The organism is Streptococcus sp. DFI.7.26 (assembly GCF_022240605.1).
Lineage (GTDB): Bacteria > Bacillota > Bacilli > Lactobacillales > Streptococcaceae > Streptococcus > Streptococcus xiaochunlingii.
This window is the reverse complement of record NZ_JAKOGN010000001.1, coordinates 211,782-231,214: the sequence shown is the minus strand read 5'-3', so window position 1 is coordinate 231,214 and position 19,433 is coordinate 211,782. Positions and strand designations below refer to the sequence as shown.

The window sequence follows — 19,433 nt, the reverse complement described above, 5'->3', positions numbered from 1 at the left end:
ATAGTCTCATTCAGTAATAACTTTAGATTTCTGAAAAGATGTTGCTTGTTTATAATCTGAAACAGTGGACTTAGCTTACTGGTCTCCACTTATTTCTTCTCAATTGGCGCGACACTGGCCAAGAGTTTCTTTAGACCCACTTCTGGGAAGTTGATCTTGAGCTCTTGGGTACTACCACTACCAGAGACTTCTAGGACAGTCCCTTCACCCCACTTCTTGTGAATGGCAATGTCGCCAATGGACCAAGCGACGCTTTCTTTAGCAGCATCTCGGTTACTATTGCCAAAGGGGAGGCTTGATGACGTGAGAGCACTTGGTGCTGCTTGTCTCTTGCGCTCTTGAAGGGCTTGTGACAGACTCATGCCTTTTCCAAAGGTCGTTCCGCCACCATTGCTATAAGATGCCTTAAAACTAGTGTTGACTGGACGGGCCAATCCTTGGTAGGCTAACAAATCTGAGCTAATTTCATTGATAAAGCGCGTCGGACGGTTGTAGCTGGTCCGCCCAAAGAGCAAACGCGAGTTGGCATTGGTCAAGAAGAGAACCTTCTCTGCCCGCGTGATCCCCACGTAAGCCAAACGACGCTCTTCTTCCAACTCATCTGGATCCTCAGCCGCACGACTAAGTGGAAAGACATTTTCTTCCATCCCAATCAAGAAGACAACTGGAAACTCCAATCCCTTAGCCGCGTGAAGAGTCATCAAGGTCACTTCTGAGGTCTCTTGGGCTCCATCGTCTGTATCGGCAATCAAGGCCAAATCATTCAAGAAACGACTCAAGGTTTCCACACCTGTTTCGTCTTCGACGGTTTCCCCGTTTTCATCAAAATTCTTGGTAACAGATAGGAACTCTTGGATATTCTCGATGCGGGCCTGACTTTCCAAATTCCCCTGATTGGTTAAGGCTGTCATATAACCTGTCTTATCAAGGACTTCTTCGACCAATTCTGTAATGGTCAGCTGGTCCAATCTTTCTCTCAAATCAAGAATGAGATTGGCAAAGTCCCAGATAGCCTGGGCTGCCTTTCCTTTGATACCTGAGAGCATGATATTGGCCGAAGCATCCAGGAGCGAAGTCTCTTGCATTTGGGCAAAATCGCGAATCTTATCCACTGTACCTGGCCCGATTCCCCGCTTAGGTTCATTGATAATGCGCTCAAAACTGATATTGTCACTGAGGTTAGCAATCAAGTTCAGATAAGCAATGACATCCCGAATTTCCTTCCGGCTATAAAACTTGGTGCCCCCTACCATAGTGTAAGGAATGTTGGACTTGAGTAACGCTTCTTCAATGGTCCGTGACTGGGCATTTGTCCGGTAGAGAACAGCAAAATCACGGTGTTTGTAGCCAGCTTCGCGACTAAGCTCTTCAATGGTTTTAGCAACAAAGACTGCTTCATCCTGCTCGTCATTAGCCCGGTAATAAACAATCTCTTCCCCGTCTTCATTTTGTGTCCAGAGATTCTTCGGACGGCGGTGGCGATTGTTTTTGATGACATCATTAGCTGCTTGCAAAATCGTCTTAGTCGAGCGGTAATTCTCTTCTAGGAGGACGACCTTAGCTTCCTTATAATCCTTCTCAAAGTCCAGGATATTCTGCATATCTGCTCCCCGCCAGCCATAAATAGACTGGTCCGCATCCCCAACGACACAGATATTTTTAAAGCGTGAAGCCAAGAGTTTGACCAATTGGTATTGGGCATGGTTGGTATCTTGGTACTCATCTACATGGATGTATTGGAACTTCTGCTGGTAATAGGTCAGCACATCTGGATGCTGGTCAAAGAGACGCAAGGTCAGCATAATCAAATCATCAAAGTCTACTGCTTCTGACTGACGGAGTTCCTTTTGGTAGGCCTCATAACATTTGGCGACGATCTGGGTATACATATCTCCCGCTTGGGCAGCATAGGCCACTTCATCGATCAGGTCATTTTTAGCATTGGAAATAGTCCCCAAGATGGTCCGTTCATTCCATTTTTTAGGATCCAAGTTCAAGGACTTCAAAATCCGCTTCATCAAGGTCCGTTGCTCACCCGGATCGACAATGGTGAAGTTACGATTGTAACCAATGTGATCCGCATCGCGGCGAAGGATACGCACACACATGGAGTGGAAGGTGGCGATCAAGCAATCTTGGGTTGCTGGATTCAACTGGTAAGCTCGCTCTTTCATCTCCCGAGCGGCCTTATTGGTAAAGGTAATAGCCAAGATATTCCAAGGATTGACCATTTTTTCATCAATCAAGTAAGCAATCCGATGGGTCAAGACACGTGTCTTACCAGAACCTGCCCCCGCCATAATTAAGAGGGGACCTTCTGTCGTTTGGACCGCCTCCGCTTGGCGCTCATTCATACCATTCAATAAAGGATTCATCTCATACTCCTCGTTCATTCAATCGTTCTATTATACCACAATTTGCCTCTTTCTCCTTGAGAAAATGGTCGGCTTCATTTGAATTTTAAGCGTAAAAAGTCTATAATGAATCTTTAAGAAGAAACGTTTTTCTTTATCAAAGGAAAACGAGGAAACGAATGAAATAAAAAATGAAAAGTAAGGAGGGACTCGTGGAAAAGTCACAAAGTAATTTAAAACTAGCCGAACGTGGAGCCCTGATCAGTATCGTGGCCTACCTGCTCCTATCCGCTGCTAAGTTAGCAACAGGGCACCTCCTTCACTCCTCCAGTTTGGTTGCTGATGGTTTTAATAACTTATCAGATATTATCAGTAATGTCGCCCTTCTCATTGGCATTCGCATGGCCCGCCAGCCAGCTGACCGCGACCACCGATTTGGTCATTGGAAGATTGAAGATCTAGCTAGCCTAGTAACTTCCATCATCATGTTTTATGTGGGCTTTGATGTCCTACGAGATACGGTTCAAAAAATCCTCAGCAGGGAAACAACTGTTATTGATCCTTTAGGAGCCATTGTTGGAGTTGGGTCAGCCCTTGTCATGTTTGCGGTCTATCTTCATAACCGCACTTTAGCCAAGAAAGCCCAGTCCAAGGCCCTCAATGCAGCTGCTAAAGATAACCTGTCTGACGTGGTCACTTCTTTAGGAACCTCTGTTGCGATTGGAGCTAGTGCTCTTAACTATCCGATTGTGGACCAATTAGTGGCCATCGTTATTACTTTCTTTATTCTAAAGACAGCCTACGATATTTTCATTGAATCCTCCTTCAGCCTCTCAGATGGATTTGATGAAAGCCTTCTTGATAAATACAAGGCTGCCATTCTAGAATTGCCCAAAGTCAGCCGGGTCAAATCCCAACGGGGACGGACATACGGTAGCAACATCTACCTGGATGTCGTCATCGAAATGAATCCTGACCTTTCTGTTTATGAGAGCCATGCCATTACCGAAGAGGTCGAGCGCCTTCTCAAGGAACAGTTTGGCGTCTTTGATATCGATGTCCATGTGGAGCCAAGTTCTATCCCTGAAGATGAGATTCTGGACAATGTCCTTCTCAAATTAAAGACCTATGAGGAACGCTTGCAAGCTCAGCAAGAGTACCAAACCCTTCTTGCAGACAACTTCACCCTCATTAATGAATTCGGCCAAGAAAGTCACAAAGAGGACCTGGTCCGTTTGCAGGAAGAGCATCAAATTCCCTTTAAGAATTTCGAGATCGAATCCATCAGCCAAAAGACCAAATTGATTCGCTATGAATTACACAACCAGGTTCACACCAGTCTCTGGCGTCGCCATGAACATTGGCAAAAGGTCTTTCACCAAATTACTAGTAAACAAGAAGAATAGATCCCTCTCCCTCAATTTGACCAGAACAAAAAGCTACTGCAATTCCTTTCTGCAGTAGCTTTTTTGTAAGAAAAAATAGCCCTTCCGGACTATTCTTCTTCTTTAATAAAACCAAATTTATTTAGAGGGTACAATCTGAAATCGACAACACCCTCAATCTGATCTGATTGAATATAACCAAATTCACGACTGTCTTTGGTATTGTTGCGATCATCATTTAGGACTAAGTAACTATTACTAGGTACTTTTCCAGCCTTGGTTCCCTTGAGTTCTCTAGAGAAAAAATCATTTGTAAAATAATCGCCACTTGGGGCAGCCAAATGTTTGGTCTTCATCTTGTCCAAATATGGTTCTGCTGTAGCTACACCATTCAGATAAAAGACATCATCCACATAGCTTACCTCATCGCTCTCTATCGCAATGACACGTCCAAGATATTGTTTCTCTTTTACATGATAGAGGACTAAGTCCGTTCGATCAATTTTCCCCTTTTTAGTCGCTAATACTAAATCATCTTTCTTAACGGAGGCATTGGCCATTTGATCAGATACCCACAATGGTTGAAAAACAAATAGGCGCAAAGTAATAAGTACCAAGCCCAATATTCCAATGATGATCATATTCCGAATCAAATCCCTTTTCGACATTCCTATCCCCCCCTTTCAGCTCATTTCATTATACCATTTTATTAGACAATAAAAAAGGCCCACATTCCCAAATTGTCAGAAACTTGCACTAAAAAAACCTTGCCTCCAAGCTTTTACGCTTAGAGAACAAGGTTTGTTCATTGGTTAGATTAACGTACTGTACGGATACGCATTGTGTTTGTACGAACAGCTTCGCCAAGTGGCACACCTGCAACGATAACGATATCGTCACCAGATTGTACAAGACCTGCTTCTACTGCTTTACGTTCTGCGATTTCGAACATATCGTCAGTTGATGATGGAGCATCTGTCAACATTGGGATAACACCCCAGTTCAACATCAATCCACGTTCAGTCAATTCGTCAAATGTCAATGCCAAGATATCAGCATTTGGACGATATTTAGAGATCAAACGTGCTGTGTGACCAGTCTTAGTCAAAGTTACAACCAATTTGATGTCCATTGAGTTTGTAGCATCTTTAACTGCTGAAGCCATAACTTCTGTCTTAGAGTTACGTTCGAATGAATCTGAGTTCAAACGTCCGTATTCATTAAGAAGAGTTTGAGCGTTCTTATCAATTGTAGCCATTGTTGTAACTGACTCAAGTGGGTATTTACCATTCGCAGACTCACCTGAAAGCATAGTTGCGTCAGTTCCGTCGATAACAGCGTTAAATACGTCTGATACTTCTGAACGAGTTGCACGTGGTTTTTCAGTCATTGTTTCAAGCATGTTTGTTGCAGTGATAACAACTTTACCAGCAGCGTTTACTTTAGTGATGATCATTTTTTGGTAAACTGGAACCATTTCGAATGGTACTTCGATACCCATGTCACCACGAGCGATCATGATACCGTCAGCAGCTTCAATGATTTCGTCCAAGTTATCGATACCTTGTTGGTTTTCGATTTTAGCGAACAATTGAACGTGACCGTTACCAGTTTCTTCACAGATAGCACGAACTTCGTTTACGTCTTTTGCAGTACGTACGAATGAGATCGCGATGAAGTTAATACCTTGTTCCAAACCGAAACGAATATCGTCATTATCACGTTCAGCAAGAGCTGGGAAAGGAATTTTAGTATTAGGGATGTTCACACCTTTTTGTTTAGCAATAACACCGTCGTTTTCAACTTCAACGACAAATTCACGAGTTGCATCGTCTTTTTCTACAACGCGAAGACCAAGTTTACCATCGTCAACCAATACTTGACGACCAACTTCAACGTCATCATAGATGTCAAGAGCACCAGCAACGTTCAAAGCAATCACTTCACGAGTTGATTTGATACCTTGTTTAGTAGCAACACGGATTTTTTCACCAGTTTTGTATGAATACTCTTTAGCTTCACCTTCGAACAATTCAGTACGGATTTCTGGTCCTTTAGTATCAAGAAGGAAACCAACTTTTTTACCTGCAAGTTTTTCTGCAAGTTTAACAGTTGCCATACGTTCACCTTGTTCTTGGTGGTCACCGTGTGAGAAGTTGAAACGGAAAGTGTTAGCTCCTGCTTCAATCAATTTAGCAATGTTTTTAGCTGAAGCTTCAACGTCAAGTTTTTCACCCCAGTATCCATCTTCACCGAATTTTTTACCACCACGGATTTCTACCGCAGGACCTAAGGTTGCAACGATTTTAACACGTTTGTTCATGATTTCTATGACTCCTTTTAAAATACACTGTCTTTTTAGACAAATTTTAACAAATAAATATTAAATAGAAGATAAGCTACGGTTCAACTCTGCAAGGTTCAAGTCAGCCTTGTGAGGGTTGTTCACTTTGATCTTACTGTCTTCAGTTAAGCTAAAGAGAGCTCCTTCTTCTGCACTACCAAGAATTGGGTTTTCCACCATTTGTTCATTGCGGATACCAACAGCTACACCACCGATACCAGCTTTCAACAACTTAACAGCATGTGCTCCCATACGTGAAGCAAGAACACGGTCACGCGCAGTAGGAGATCCACCACGTTGGATATGTCCAAGTTCAGTTACACGAAGATCGCTTGCATCTCCTGCATCTTTCAAGGCTTTACCAAATTCAGCAGCAGACATCACACCTTCAGCAAGAACGATGATGTTGTGTGTACGACCTTTTTCGTAGCCCTTTTTGATACTCTCAACGACATCTTCGATAGCGAAGCCTTCTTCTGGAATGATAATTTCATCCGCACCAGAAGCAATACCAGACCAAAGGGCAATATCCCCGGCATTACGTCCCATTACCTCGATAACGAAAGTACGGTGGTGACTAGACGAAGTATCGCGAATCTTATCAATCGCGTCCATAACAGTTGTAACTGCTGTATCAAACCCGATTGTAAAATCTGTACCAACGATATCATTATCAATTGTCCCAGGAAGTCCTACAGCTGGGAAGCCATGTTCTGTCAAACGCATCGCTCCGTGGTATGATCCATCACCACCGATAACAACGACACCTTCGATTCCATGTTTCTTCAACTGCTCGATCCCTTTTAATTGACCTTCGCGTTCAGCAAATTCAGGATAGCGAGCTGAATGAAGCATCGTTCCACCACGAGAAATAATATCTCCAACTGATGAAGCATCCAATTGATGGATATCACCAGCAACCATACCAGCGTATCCATTATAGATACCAAATACTTCCATTCCTTCAGAAATTGCTTGGCGAACAACTGCACGGATAGCAGCATTCATTCCAGGGGCATCTCCACCACTGGTTAAAACAGCAATACGTTTCATTTCGATATTTGCTCCTTTTTTTCTTTTACATTCTAAATGATTATAACACAAAGAGGCTCAAATTTCTCCTATTTTCCGTAGATTTTATCGATAAATCGTTTTCATAGCAATACTTGCCAGCTCATTTTCTAACTTCTCGTTTTTCTGGACGGAAACTCCTTTTAATTGAATGGTCTTTTTCTCCTCTTCATAGCGAATAACGACAGGATAGGGACCCGGATAGGCCTTTAAGATATCTAAAACTGCCCGGTCCTCTTGGTGATCAAACAATTGAATCCAAAAACGCTGATTGGTGGCTTCTTCTGCTTCCATCAAAATCATTTGGAGACGACCATCTCTAGATTGCACTTTTCCTTTGAGATAGTAATAGCCCTTCTCTCTTATTTTCACACTATACTGGCGATAAGTATCTGGGAAAAGAGTGACATCCATCTTCTTTTGGAGATCGGAAACTTGTAAAAAGGCCATATTTTCCCCATTTTTGGTTCGGATGGTCCGGATCGATTGGACTTCAACTAGAATAGTGGCCTGTTCTCCTTCACTTAAAGAAGCGATTGGTCGAGTCGGTTGGCTACTTGCAGCTACAATTTCCACCAGAGGATGAGGGCTAAGACCGACCCCAATGACCCTCTGCTCCATTTCATACTTCTCCGCCTTGCTATAATCCTCAGCATCCATCCAGGAATAATTAGCTTGACCAAATAAGCTACCCAATTCATCCGCAAAGACAAATAAATTGGGAAGGTTCTGAAGGACTTTTCTGCGATTCTTTTCAAAGCAGTCAAACAAGCCCAATTCTACCAGTGGCGTTAAGAGAGGAAGTTTGTGATACTGGCTAGGCAAGCGCAAGATAAAATTTTCAATGCTCTCAAAGGGACGTTGCTCAATAATCCAATAGGCTAGATCTTTTGGAAGACCTTTGATATTTTTCATTCCTAGATAAATCTTCTGATCTTGGAACTTATCCTTATAAGGAATGGTATTAATGGTCAAAGGAGCTACTTTAAAGTCAAATTGGAGCGCATCGGTCAAGTAATCACTGCTAGAGTAGTTGAGCATAATGTCAAAGAAGACATCTGGATAATGGACTTTAAAGTAAGCCAATTGGAAGGCCAAGGCTGAGTAAGCATAGGCATGGGAACGGTTGAAGCCATAGCCAGCAAATTTTTCCATAATAGCAAAGACTTGCTTGGCTTTTTCTGCACTGTGCCCAAGAGCGACAGCCCCCTTGATAAAGTCATCTTCCATCCGATGCATTTCTGCCACGTTCTTTTTCCCCATAGCCCGTCTGAGGATATCGGCTTTTCCTAGACTAAAGCCAGCAAAGGTCTGGGCCACCTGCATGACTTGCTCCTGATAGAGCATGATGCCATAAGTTGGTGCTAGAATGCCTTCCAAACTAGGATCGATCATATCAACCTTCTCTTTGCCATGCTTGCGTTTGACGAAATTATCAATATAGTCACTAGCCCCAGGCCGGTTCAAAGATGTGGTCGCAACAATTTCTTCAAAACAGTTGGGTTGAACCCGTCTTAATAAACGGATAGCTCCTGCTTGCTCAAACTGGAAGATTCCCTTGGTATTTCCTGCAGCAAACAAAGCAATCGTTTCCGGATCTTCTAGGGGAATATCCTCAATCTTAATATCCTTTTGATATTTTTCCTTTACGGCTTCCTGCATCCGTTGAGCAAAGGTCAAATTTCGGAGTCCTAAGAAGTCCATCTTGAGCAGACCATTTGCCTCAACACCATGGGCATCATATTGGGTCAAATTCATCTCCTCACCCATCTTGATCGGGATTTGATTGGTGAGGTCTTCTCCACTCATGACGACGCCTGCCGCATGAATCGAGGTCTGGCGTGGTTGCCCTTCAATCCTCTTCGCAATTTCAAAGCCCTTCCGGTATTCTGGACGACTTTGGATGGCTTGGCGAAAAGCTAAATTCTTTTCATAAGCGGAAGCCAAGGTATCCCGTAAGCCAATCCGCTTAGTGAGGTTGGTTAACTCATACTCTGGGGTTCCAAATCTCTTAAAAACATCTCGAATGGCTTGTTTGGCTCCAAAAGTTGAGAAGGTCACAATTTGGGCCACATGAGGACTGCGGTAGCGATTTTTAACATACTGGATAAATTTGGGACGATAGACATCTGGAATATCAATATCAATATCAGGCATGGTATAGCGCTCTAAGTTCAGAAAACGCTCAAAGAGGAGATTGTTCTTGACCGGATCAATCCCTGTGATATCTAAGGCGTAGGCTACTAGACTACCAACTGCTGAGCCACGGCCCATCCCCATATAGTAACCTTGGCTTCGACCAAACCGTAATAAATCCCAGACAATCAAAAAGTAGTCATCAAAGCCCATCTGATGGATGACAGCTAATTCATGACGCAAACGCTCTTGGTAAACCGTCTGGTCCAGCCCCTTGCTTCTCAAGCCCTCCTCAGCCAACTCACGTAATTCCTCGACTGCAGGTTTCTCTGGATTAAAGCGGGGAAGCTTCAATTGCGTATCAATCTCATAATGAACAGTCGCAAGGGTCTTCTCTAGATAAGAAATACTATCTGGATAATTATGAGCAAAGGCCCGCTCCAACTCTTCTGGTGGCAGTAACATCATAGAAGTGTCAACAGCTCCTACTTCCTTCAGACTGCAATTATTACGAATGGCGTGGAGCATCTGAAGACTCTCCAAATCACTCATTGAAAAATAGCGGACTGTATGGAGGGGGAAAACAGGACGAGAAAACTGTTTCGCTGGAGTATCTGGAAAGACACCAATCGCAAAGTCTTGGCCCAAGTCTAAATACTCAATCCCTTCAAAATAGGGAACGATGATGGCTAGATCATCCAACAAGTGTTGAAAGGCCGACCAGTCAGTTGTCCCCATCATTTTCATGCTGGAAATCTTGATTAAATGTTTATAACCTACGGTACCTAATGCAAGCAAACGGATAGACGAGGGACCCGCTGGTAACTCGACTTCCAAATCAAGACCTAGGACAGCCCCAATACCTGCTTTTTGGCACTCTTCTAAAAACTCGTAGGCCCCATATAAATTATCTATATCCATGAGACCAATTTGTTGGTAACCCATTTCTTTGGCACGCTGAATATAGTCTCGAATAGAGACTAAACTGTCCATAAAGGTATAAACCGATTTTGTGTCCAGTTGTGTAATCACCTTGCACTCCTTTTCGTCCGTTCTTTCCTTCTATTATACAGGAAATCCGCCAAAGAAGACACTCTTACCCATTGCCAATCCTGCCTAACAAAAAAACAGATCAACTGATCTGCTTTCCTTTCTCTTACGGAAGACATGGGATTCGAACCCACGCACGCTGTTACACGCCTACCGCGTTTCCAACACGGCCTCTTAAGCCTCTTGAGTAATCTTCCAAACTAGTATCCATTATACGGAAAAGCACTCCTCCTGTCAACAAAAAATTTAGGGATCGCTCACAAGATATCATTGCTTGATCGATTTTAAAGAAATAAAAAACGACAAGGATTTGTCGTTTGCATATATAAAAATGGAGCCGGTGGGAATCGAACCCACGTCCAAACACCTGCCAACATATTTGTCTACAACCATAGGTTATGTATTGCTTTAACAGCTCCTCGACACATAACTCAAGCCAAGAAACTGCGAGTCTATCACTCTCTTATCAAACTGCTAGACAAAGTTTGATCGTATCTCGCTAAAATTAAGACCTGTCATCAGACACGAGCAATCCGAATCGGGTCACGCCTGCTGGTTTTTAGGCAGCTAGAGCGTAAGAAGTGTTATTTTTTGCAGTTATATTTAACTGAGCGTTTACGTCGCCACACGAGTCGCAAAATATGCCTCATAATGCCTGTCGAATCCGTAACGACCCCAAAATGATATACTCAAGTGTATCATTTTTTGGGTAAAATGGCAAAAGAAAAAGAGGAATTCCTCCCTCTTTCATTCTTATTGCAAGTTCAATTTGAATTTTGTTACATAATGAACTGTAAAGTACATCGCTACAATTTTCACTAGTTCATAGATATAAGCCGGAATAAAGTTAACAGCCAATACATCACTAAGGGTATCATAATAGCCACTTGACAGATATGAAAGGCTGGTTAACTCCACAGTAGGAAACATTCTTCCAATGATGCTAAGAACAACCCAAAGAATAAAACCAAAGACAAAGGCCATTACGACACGATGATTAATAAAGAGTTGGCCCAGTGAAATCGCACAATAGAGCATCAAAATCCCTGAAATGGTTGCTAACAATTGGAAAAACAAGGTTTGCCAAAACAGAGAGCCACCAATACGTTCAAGAAGTAGACCAAGCACCTCAAAGATATTCTGTTGTTGAGAAAGTCCAATTACACCTAGGAAAATAACCAAAGAAAGGACCAAGCTAATAAAACAGAAGATACTCCAAATCAAAGCAGAGGTAGCTTTTGCAAGTAAAACGGTATGAGAGCTAGTTGGCAAAGTCCAGGTCAAATAACCTTCTCGACCAAAAATATTATTGTAAAAACGACGAATAATAATGATATAGTTGGTCAAGGTCAAGCCAATGTAACCCGCAAAAATAACCAGAACAACAATTCCAACAATCGTATAGGTTGTATCTGCTGTATAACTTGCTGCGCCAGTAATAACACTAGAAGCTAATAAACCAGCAAAAATAGCGAGAATAGCAAGCACACCCGAAATAATGAGATACCACTTATAGGTTGCTTTTAATTCATATTTCATTAATTTCCCAAACATAAGAGCCTCCTAATACATTCTAAATTGTTCACGGAAGATCTCATCAATCGATTTACCGTATTGGTTACGTAAAACAGTTGTGTTTTCATGCAACAGAATACGACCTTGATTGATAAAGAGCGCTTCATCCAAGACTTGTTCAACGTCCGCAATCAAGTGGGTTGAAATCAATACTGATGAGTTTGGACGACGATTTTGAATGATGGTTCTAAGAATGTAGTCACGCGCAGCAGGGTCCACTCCACCAATTGGTTCATCAAGAATGTACAAATCCGCTTCACGGCTCATGACCAAAATTAATTGAACTTTTTCTTTATTCCCTTTAGAGAGTTGTTTCAATTTTTGCTCTGGGTGCAATTGTAAATCGTTCAACAATTGATAGGCACGTTGCACATTGAAATCTTTATAGAAGTCTTGGAAGAAACGAAGGGTTTCTGAAATCTTCATATTTTCATCCAAATAAGTTGTATCTGGTAAATAAGAAACGACTTGTTTGGTTTTTGCAGACGGCACTTCACCATGGATGTAGACATTACCAGAAGTTGGTTGCAAAAGCCCATTCACTAATTTAATGATGGTTGTTTTCCCACTTCCATTTGGTCCTAACAAACCAATGATACGACCCGGTTGAATATTGACACTCACATCATATAAGGCAATGTGCTTACCATACACTTTTTGAACATGGTCTAAGTAGACCAAAGGGTACTGATTCATAATCTTCTCCTTAATTTAATAATGATTCTATTATAACCTTACTAAGAAGTGATTGCAAGATATAATCGTAAAAGAAGATATAATATTCGTACTATTTGACATTCAAACCATCTTCACTAAAAAAGAGGGACATCTGTCCCTCCTTTAAAACAATTTTATTTAATTCCTAGAGCAATTCGCGCATAGCGGCTCATCTTCTCAACTGTCCAAGCTGGATACCAGACCAATTTCACATCGACCTTGGTCACTTCTTCCATTCCTGTTAAAGCATCATAAATCTGATCCGTCAGCAAGTCTGCCAATGGACAGCCCATGGTGGTGAGGGTCATATCGATTTCTGTTTCACCAGTTTCACCATCAAACCGAATTTCGTAGACCAAACCAAGGTTGACAATATCTATACCTAATTCAGGATCGATGACCTGCTCTAGATTTTCAAGAATACGGTTTTTAATTTGTTCGATTTCTTCTGTCGTATAACTCATTCTTTACTCCTTCTTCACTCGGTTCAACCCCAGGAAGAATTTTTTTGTTTACAGCAAGCCCTAGATTCAAAGGGCTCTAGAAAAGGGCACCCGGACCTAGATTGCTTTTACATTTCTAGGCGACCGTTAAAAATGTCCACTGGACATTCCTCGCTTCCGAATTTCTTGGCTCGGGTTAAAAAGATCCCCCGGACCTGGCCACTCTCTTGTTTTTGGGTAGCCGTTAAAAATGTCCACTGGACATTTTTAATCCTCTATAAAATCGCGCAATGGTTTGCTTCTGCTTGGGTGGCGGAGTTTACGGAGGGCTTTGGCTTCGATCTGTCGGATCCGTTCACGGGTTACATTGAAGACTTTCCCCACATCTTCCAAGGTCCGCATTTTTCCATCATCCAAACCGAAACGCAAACGAAGCACATTTTCTTCGCGGTCTGTCAGGGTATCGAGGACTTCATCCAATTGTTCGCGGAGAACCACACGAGTGGTGTAGTCTACTGGATTTTCAATTACTTCGTCTTCGATGAAATCTCCCAAATGGCTATCGTCTTCTTCCCCGATTGGTGTTTCAAGAGAAACAGGCTCTTGAGCAATCTTCAAGATTTCACGGACCTTATCTGGCGTCATATCCATGCGTTCAGCGATTTGTTCAGGTGTTGGATCTTGTCCCAATTCTTGCAAAAGATTGCGTTGTTCACGAACCAACTTGTTGATGGTTTCCACCATGTGTACAGGAATTCGAATAGTACGGGCTTGGTCTGCAATAGCACGAGTGATGGCCTGACGAATCCACCAAGTGGCATAGGTAGAGAACTTGAACCCTTTGGTATAGTCAAACTTATCTACCGCCTTCATCAAGCCCATATTTCCTTCTTGGATCAAATCCAAGAATTGCATCCCACGACCAACGTAGCGCTTCGCAATGGATACAACCAAACGAAGGTTGGCTTCTGCAAGACGTTGCTTGGCTTCCAAGTCTCCTTGTTCCACCAAGATGGCCAATTCTTGCTCTTCTTCATTGGTCAAAAGAGGAACGACCCCAATTTCTTTCAAGTACATCCGTACTGGGTCATTTACCTTAGCAGAGTTACTTCCAAGCAATTCCTCATCCGTCAACTCTGGTTCTTCCTCTTCATTGTTCAGGACACGCGCACTTGGATTTCCTTCCTTATCCGTGATGGAAATCCCTGCATCTTGAATTCGTTGCAACAAATCATCAATCCCATCGGCATCCAAGGTAAAAGGAATGACCAATTGATCATTGATTTCATCATCTGTTGCAGTACCACTTTTCTTATGACTACGAATAAACTCTGCAATTTGGACATCTAAAGTTGTGATATCTTTTTGTTCTTTCGCCATTCCTACTCCATTCTTCTTTTTTGAGCGATTAAGCGCTCGAGTTCCAACAAAGCCTGATCCGCATCTCCACTGTGAGAGGCTTCTCGGACTTTCTTTCCTATTTGTTGACTTTCTTTACGGAGAAGCTCACGATTTCTCGTTTCTTCCACTTCTTCCAACTCATTCTCCGCTATTTCATCCGGTAAATTTTCTTCTAGCATCAGATACCAAGCTCGTTGCACCTCCTCTGTCTGCTCTGACAAATCCTGCGATGTCACTTCTCCATTTTGACAAAGAAGTTGGTACAAGGTCTGTAAGGCAGGGGTATCAAATGAAAAATCTGTCCGAAGACGATATTCATTCAAAACATAAGGAAAAGCATTCATCCGATGAAGGAGATGATTCTCCGCCCGGACCAGACGAGGCAGTTGCTTTTGGACAACAGTTGGACTAGCAACTGGAGCCTGGGCCTGAACTTGTCCTTGCTCCTGACGCTGACTCCGCATCTGTAGGCGACTAGCATTTACTGTTTGTTCCACCTGCAAATAATCAAAGTCTACCAACAGATCAGCTAATTTGTATATATAGGTATTCTGTGCCGTTACAGATGGCGTCTGAGCAATTAAGGGAGCCATTTTTTCGACAAATTCAATCTGCGCCTGCAAATTTTCAATATTGTCTGGCTTCCAATAATCCATGAGAAACTCTACGCGACTGAGACGTGTTTTTTCCAATAAATCCGCCAAAGCCTGAGGAGAATTCTTATTGAGATACTCGTCTGGGTCCATCTGATCAGGAATCTGGACGACCTCTACCTCCTGTTTTTCCAGGACCTCCAAAGCTTTTGCTGTCGCCAGCCTTCCCGCCTTATCCCCATCATAGGCCAAGATAACCTTTTTGGTAAATTTGCTCAGATGAGCCACATGTTCCTGCGTGAGGGCTGTCCCCATAGAAGCAACGGCATTCTCAATCCCAGCTCGGTAGGCTGCGATGACATCCATGAATCCTTCCATCAGATAAAGCTCATGGTTCCTCTTAGCGACCTGCTTGGCCTTGTCCAAATGGTAGAGCTCATAACTCTTGTTAAAAAGGAGCGTACCGCGGCTGTTCTTGTATTTCCCCTGAGGCTTTGCTCCCTCAACTGGTTCACGCCAGAGTCGACCAGAAAAGGCAATGACTCGGCCAGTATCATCCGACAAGGGAAACATGATGCGATCTTGAAACGCATCATACATGATCCCCCTATCACTAATATGAAATAAACCTGAGTCGGCCAGAATATTTTCTGAAAACTTCCCTGAAACACTCTGAAGCAGATAATTTCCTTCTGCTGGTGCAAGCCCTATTTGAAAATGCCGAAGAACCTCATCATCAAGCCCTCGATCATACAAGTATTGCCGAGCCTCTTCACCCATCTTTGTCGTCATCAAGATGGCATGATAGAACTTGGCAGCCTCTTGATGGATCTCATAGAAGGGCTGTTTCCCATCTGCTTGTTGGGGCCTAGACTGACTTGGAGGAAGAGTCTGGACACGAATGCCCACCTGATCTCCGACAGTTTGAACAGCTTCCATGAAGGAGACACCACGATAGTCTTCGATAAACTTAAAAACATCGCCTGAGCGACCACAACCAAAACAATGATAGAATTGTTTATCCTCGACCACATTGAAAGAAGGCGTCTTTTCACCATGAAAAGGGCAGAGACCTAAAAAGTTTCGTCCTGCCTTTGTCAATTGAACGACTTCTCCGATTACATCTACAATATTCACACTGTTTTTTATTTCTGAAATCAGTTGTTTGTCAACCATAAACAGTGCCTCCATTTTACCATAGAATATCATTAACTATTTTAAACTAATTTTTGTCAATTGTAAATCATCCGTATTGATTTTCACCCGATTTTTCCACATTTTTCCTGAGTTTTGAAAGCCTCCATTTTTCTTAAATCAACTTTTTAAAAAAATTTGAGCATATTTATTGAATACGAAAAAAATTTTAGTTATACTATGCCCTGTAAAATTTATTATGAAAGGACATATTTAGGATATGTTAAAAGATTTGAAAGCTTTTCTCCTTCGTGGGAATATTGTTGACCTTGCTGTCGCAGTCGTTATCGGAGCTGCATTTGGAGCTATCGTAACATCATTTGTTAACGATATCATCACTCCACTTATTTTGAACCCAGCTATGAAAGCTGCTGGTGTTGAAAAGATTGCACAATTGTCATGGAACGGTGTTGCTTACGGTAGCTTCTTGAGCGCTGTTATCAACTTCCTTTTTGTTGGTACTGTTCTTTTCTTCGTAGTAAAAGCTGCTGAGAAAGCTCAAAACCTTGGTAAAAAAGAGGAAGCTGCTGAAGAAGAAGCTGCTGCTCCTACTCAAGAAGAGTTACTTGCTGAAATCCGCGACTTGCTTGCTAACAAATAATCAGATAAAAAGATCCGATCTTCTAGCTAGAAGGTCGGGTTTTTTATCTTCAATTTTTTAGAGAAACAAAAAACAGACCGAAGTCTGTTCTTGTATTCAATTAGAATTTTTTACGTTTACGAGCTGCTTCTGATTTACGTTTACGTTTTACAGAAGGTTTTTCATAGAATTCACGTTTGCGTGTTTCTTGAAGAGTACCAGCTTTAGTAACCGCGCGTTTGAAACGACGAAGAGCATCGTCAAGAGATTCATTCTTACGTACTACTGTTTTTGACATGTTTTTCACTCCCTTCAAGTTCAAGATCTATTCTATTCTACACGGAATTCTGTAGATTGTCAAGAAAAAGTTAAAGGAATTCATCTCTCACCATCATCTTAGCTTCAAAACTGTGCTAGAATTTCAGATTTTGGAAAATCCTTTCATTCATAACGATCATAAAGCTTTGACACTACTTGTTCGAATGCTTCCAATTCCTCCCAATAATTCGTTGGGAGATTGCGAATTCTACTTAGATCATTTGGATCAAAATGATAGACCATATGGCGCAAAATTTGACATTCAATCCAACGTAAGTCTTTCAGTTGCTCAAGACTAACAGAATCCATCCTTTCTAGATACTGACAAAGAGCAACAAGTGCGTCTGAATGAAACTCTTTCTCCTCATGCAAATAATATAGAAAACTAAAATAACCAGCTCTTCTATTATCTTTTATTATATTCCTTTCTTTCATCCCTACTCCTAATAATAAGCATTTACTGACTTAATTCGTCTCTTTTACAATCTTATAAAGAATCCATCGCCCACTCTTCTGACTTGTTAAAAGATTCAGTCCTTTTGACGACAAGAACTTACTAAACTCATCCTCCACTTTGAATTGTGGCAAGAAATAAACTAATTTTTGCCATTCACAAGCTAGCAAAAGCAGTCCATCTGATGTAAGAACTCTTCTTAACTCCGTAAATGAAGTCTCTATATCCTCCCAATGAAAATGCGTTTGAAAGCCTGTTATTAAATCAAACGTTTCATCAGGATAACCTGTCTTTCTAACATCTTTTCGTTCAAACTTAAGGTTTAAACTTTCCGAATCCTTCGCTTCTGAGATAGCAGTTGCTGAACTATCGATTCCTATAACTGTACTTCTTGGATAGATTTCTTTCAAAAAGATACTTGAACGACCGTTTCCTACTCCTACATCTAGTATTCTATGGACATCATTTTTATCCAGTTGTCTGGTTGCCCACACATACATAGGAAAATAAGTATAATTCCAAATTTTCATCATTCCTTTCCCGAGTATTCCTGTAGGATTCTTTGACTGCTGAATTAGATGATGCATTAAGAAATATAAAAATAATAAGCAGATGGTAATAATTATAATTAACAAGCTACTAACTCCTTTATTAAAATAACACAATTAAAGCCCCATAAAAAAACAGACTTAATTATTGTTTCTACACGAAACTTTCTTAAAAAAACACTTTCCGTAATGTCTACGAAAAGTGTTCTGGTCTTACTTATAAAGGAAGGTAAAGAGGGCAATAGCAACGATTGCAGCCAAGATTGGTGCTACAACTGGTACCCAAGCGTACCACCATTTTGAATCTCCCTTGTGTTCACCTAAAACAGATTTTGGAAGGAAAGCGTGAACCAAACGTGGACCAAGGTCACGTGCAGGGTTCAAACCAGGTCCTGTAGGACCACCAAGTGATGTCACCAAAGCCATAACGAGGAATCCAAGTGCCAAGTGAGCCACTCCTAAACCAGGAGCATGTGCTTGTGACAAAGCCAATTTTGCGGCTGTTGAAGAAGCATCAAAAATCCCTCCCTGCTCAGTCGCTGCTCTTTGAGCTAGAGAAGCAACCTCTGCACCAAAGAAGTGTTTTGTCAAGGCAAGTGCACCGAAGAAAAGGACGAATGATCCAGCAAACTCATTGACGAAACCATTGATGGTTGCTGCTTTACGTGATTCTGGAGTTCCTTTATCCAAGCTAGAAATCGTTGAGAATGTTCCCAAGATATTGTTTGGATTTTCAGTTTGAAGGTAGTAAGGACGGTGAGTCGCAACGACAACCAATTGCCCAAACATAGCCCCAAGAAGTTGAGCAACGATGTAGTATAAAACATTTTCCCAAGGGAAGAGTCCGCTAACTGCAAGACCAATCGTAAAGGCAGGGTTGATATGGTTACCAGAAACGTTACCAAACATCAAGGCTGGCATCATAACACCTATTCCGTAGCCAATCGCAATCACGAGCCATCCACTTTGATGCCCCTTGGTACCCTTCAACTCAACGTTTGCAACGGCACCATTTCCTAAAATAATCAATAATGCTGTTGCAATAAATTCGGTCGCAACTTTAACCCAAAAATCAAATTGCATTTTTGAATAATCTCCTTATAAAAAAAATAATAATAATTTATTCTAACAGATTATCGAACACTTGTAAATAAACCGAACATTATTTTTAAAAAATATATCTCAATCCCCTGATTCATTCTTTTTAATCCTTGTACCCTCCTCCACTTTCTATTTATCTCCGAATTATGATACAATAGGACTAGTTACA

Annotated in this window: 16 protein-coding genes, 1 tRNA gene and 1 other RNA gene; 2 read left to right on the top strand and 16 right to left on the bottom strand. The window is 41.7% G+C overall.

The genetic code is table 11. From position 1 onward, the window contains the following. Positions 1-89: 89 nt before the first annotated feature. Positions 90-2,375 (bottom strand): DNA helicase PcrA, encoded by a 2,286-nt coding sequence (gene pcrA / locus L0M85_RS01175; RefSeq protein ID WP_238656201.1) that lies wholly within the window; start codon positions 2,373-2,375, stop codon positions 90-92. A gap of 191 nt (positions 2,376-2,566) precedes the next feature. Between pcrA and L0M85_RS01170 the strand changes: the two genes are divergently transcribed. Beyond that, positions 2,567-3,760 (top strand): cation diffusion facilitator family transporter, encoded by a 1,194-nt coding sequence (locus L0M85_RS01170; RefSeq protein ID WP_238656199.1) that lies wholly within the window; start codon positions 2,567-2,569, stop codon positions 3,758-3,760. Between the two features lie 89 nt (positions 3,761-3,849). On the opposite strand, the gene lepB is transcribed toward L0M85_RS01170, so the two are convergent. The 11 genes from lepB to dnaG all read right to left on the bottom strand — a co-directional run bounded on the left by lepB (position 3,850) and on the right by dnaG (position 16,245). Continuing rightward, positions 3,850-4,407 (bottom strand): signal peptidase I, encoded by a 558-nt coding sequence (gene lepB / locus L0M85_RS01165; RefSeq protein WP_238656197.1) that lies wholly within the window; start codon positions 4,405-4,407, stop codon positions 3,850-3,852. 149 nt (positions 4,408-4,556) lie between these two features. After that, positions 4,557-6,062 carry a pyruvate kinase gene (gene pyk / locus L0M85_RS01160; RefSeq protein WP_154858453.1) on the bottom strand — a complete coding sequence of 502 codons (1,506 nt, stop codon included), beginning with the start codon at positions 6,060-6,062 and terminating at the stop codon, positions 4,557-4,559. A gap of 60 nt (positions 6,063-6,122) precedes the next feature. Then, a complete protein-coding gene (gene pfkA / locus L0M85_RS01155) occupies positions 6,123-7,136 on the bottom strand; it encodes a 6-phosphofructokinase (protein ID WP_154858455.1) in 1,014 nt (337 codons plus the stop codon). A gap of 84 nt (positions 7,137-7,220) precedes the next feature. After that, positions 7,221-10,322, bottom strand: coding sequence for a DNA polymerase III subunit alpha (locus L0M85_RS01150; protein ID WP_238656195.1), 3,102 nt, complete (start codon positions 10,320-10,322; stop codon positions 7,221-7,223). A gap of 127 nt (positions 10,323-10,449) precedes the next feature. Further along, positions 10,450-10,537 (bottom strand) — tRNA-Ser (locus L0M85_RS01145). A 132-nt stretch (positions 10,538-10,669) separates the two neighbouring features. Beyond that, positions 10,670-11,017, bottom strand: a transfer-messenger RNA (tmRNA) gene (gene ssrA / locus L0M85_RS01140). 76 nt (positions 11,018-11,093) lie between these two features. Next, entirely contained in the window at positions 11,094-11,894 is an 801-nt protein-coding gene (locus L0M85_RS01135) for an ABC transporter ATP-binding protein (protein ID WP_238656193.1), read from the bottom strand. A 9-nt stretch (positions 11,895-11,903) separates the two neighbouring features. Continuing rightward, positions 11,904-12,611, bottom strand: a complete 708-nt coding sequence (locus tag L0M85_RS01130) for an ABC transporter ATP-binding protein (RefSeq protein ID WP_238656191.1) — start codon at positions 12,609-12,611, stop codon at positions 11,904-11,906. Positions 12,612-12,766: 155 nt separating this feature from the next. Then, positions 12,767-13,096: a metal-sulfur cluster assembly factor gene (locus tag L0M85_RS01125; RefSeq protein WP_006596590.1), complete on the bottom strand. Its 330-nt coding sequence runs from the start codon at positions 13,094-13,096 to the stop codon at positions 12,767-12,769. Positions 13,097-13,342: 246 nt separating this feature from the next. After that, positions 13,343-14,455, bottom strand: a complete 1,113-nt coding sequence (rpoD, locus tag L0M85_RS01120) for an RNA polymerase sigma factor RpoD (protein ID WP_048689399.1) — start codon at positions 14,453-14,455, stop codon at positions 13,343-13,345. A gap of 2 nt (positions 14,456-14,457) precedes the next feature. Continuing rightward, on the bottom strand, positions 14,458-16,245 hold the full coding sequence (gene dnaG / locus L0M85_RS01115; protein WP_238656189.1) for a DNA primase: 1,788 nt from the start codon (positions 16,243-16,245) through the stop codon (positions 14,458-14,460). 238 nt (positions 16,246-16,483) lie between these two features. On the opposite strand from dnaG, the gene mscL reads away from it, so the two are divergent. Then, positions 16,484-16,864, top strand: a complete 381-nt coding sequence (mscL, locus tag L0M85_RS01110; RefSeq protein WP_238656187.1) for a large conductance mechanosensitive channel protein MscL — start codon at positions 16,484-16,486, stop codon at positions 16,862-16,864. A 100-nt stretch (positions 16,865-16,964) separates the two neighbouring features. Here the strand turns inward: mscL and rpsU are convergent, their stop codons facing one another. The 4 genes from rpsU to gla form a co-directional block, all read right to left on the bottom strand. Beyond that, the gene (rpsU, locus tag L0M85_RS01105) at positions 16,965-17,141 is read right to left on the bottom strand and encodes a 30S ribosomal protein S21 (RefSeq protein WP_000048054.1); all 177 of its coding nucleotides are present in this window, start codon (positions 17,139-17,141) and stop codon (positions 16,965-16,967) included. Positions 17,142-17,284: 143 nt separating this feature from the next. Beyond that, the gene (locus tag L0M85_RS01100; protein WP_048689384.1) at positions 17,285-17,596 is read right to left on the bottom strand and encodes a hypothetical protein; all 312 of its coding nucleotides are present in this window, start codon (positions 17,594-17,596) and stop codon (positions 17,285-17,287) included. A gap of 30 nt (positions 17,597-17,626) precedes the next feature. After that, positions 17,627-18,250 carry a methyltransferase domain-containing protein gene (locus tag L0M85_RS01095; protein WP_125329602.1) on the bottom strand — a complete coding sequence of 208 codons (624 nt, stop codon included), beginning with the start codon at positions 18,248-18,250 and terminating at the stop codon, positions 17,627-17,629. Between the two features lie 126 nt (positions 18,251-18,376). Then, positions 18,377-19,246, bottom strand: coding sequence for an aquaglyceroporin Gla (gene gla, locus L0M85_RS01090; protein ID WP_048689380.1), 870 nt, complete (start codon positions 19,244-19,246; stop codon positions 18,377-18,379). Between the last annotated feature and the right edge of the window lie 187 nt (positions 19,247-19,433).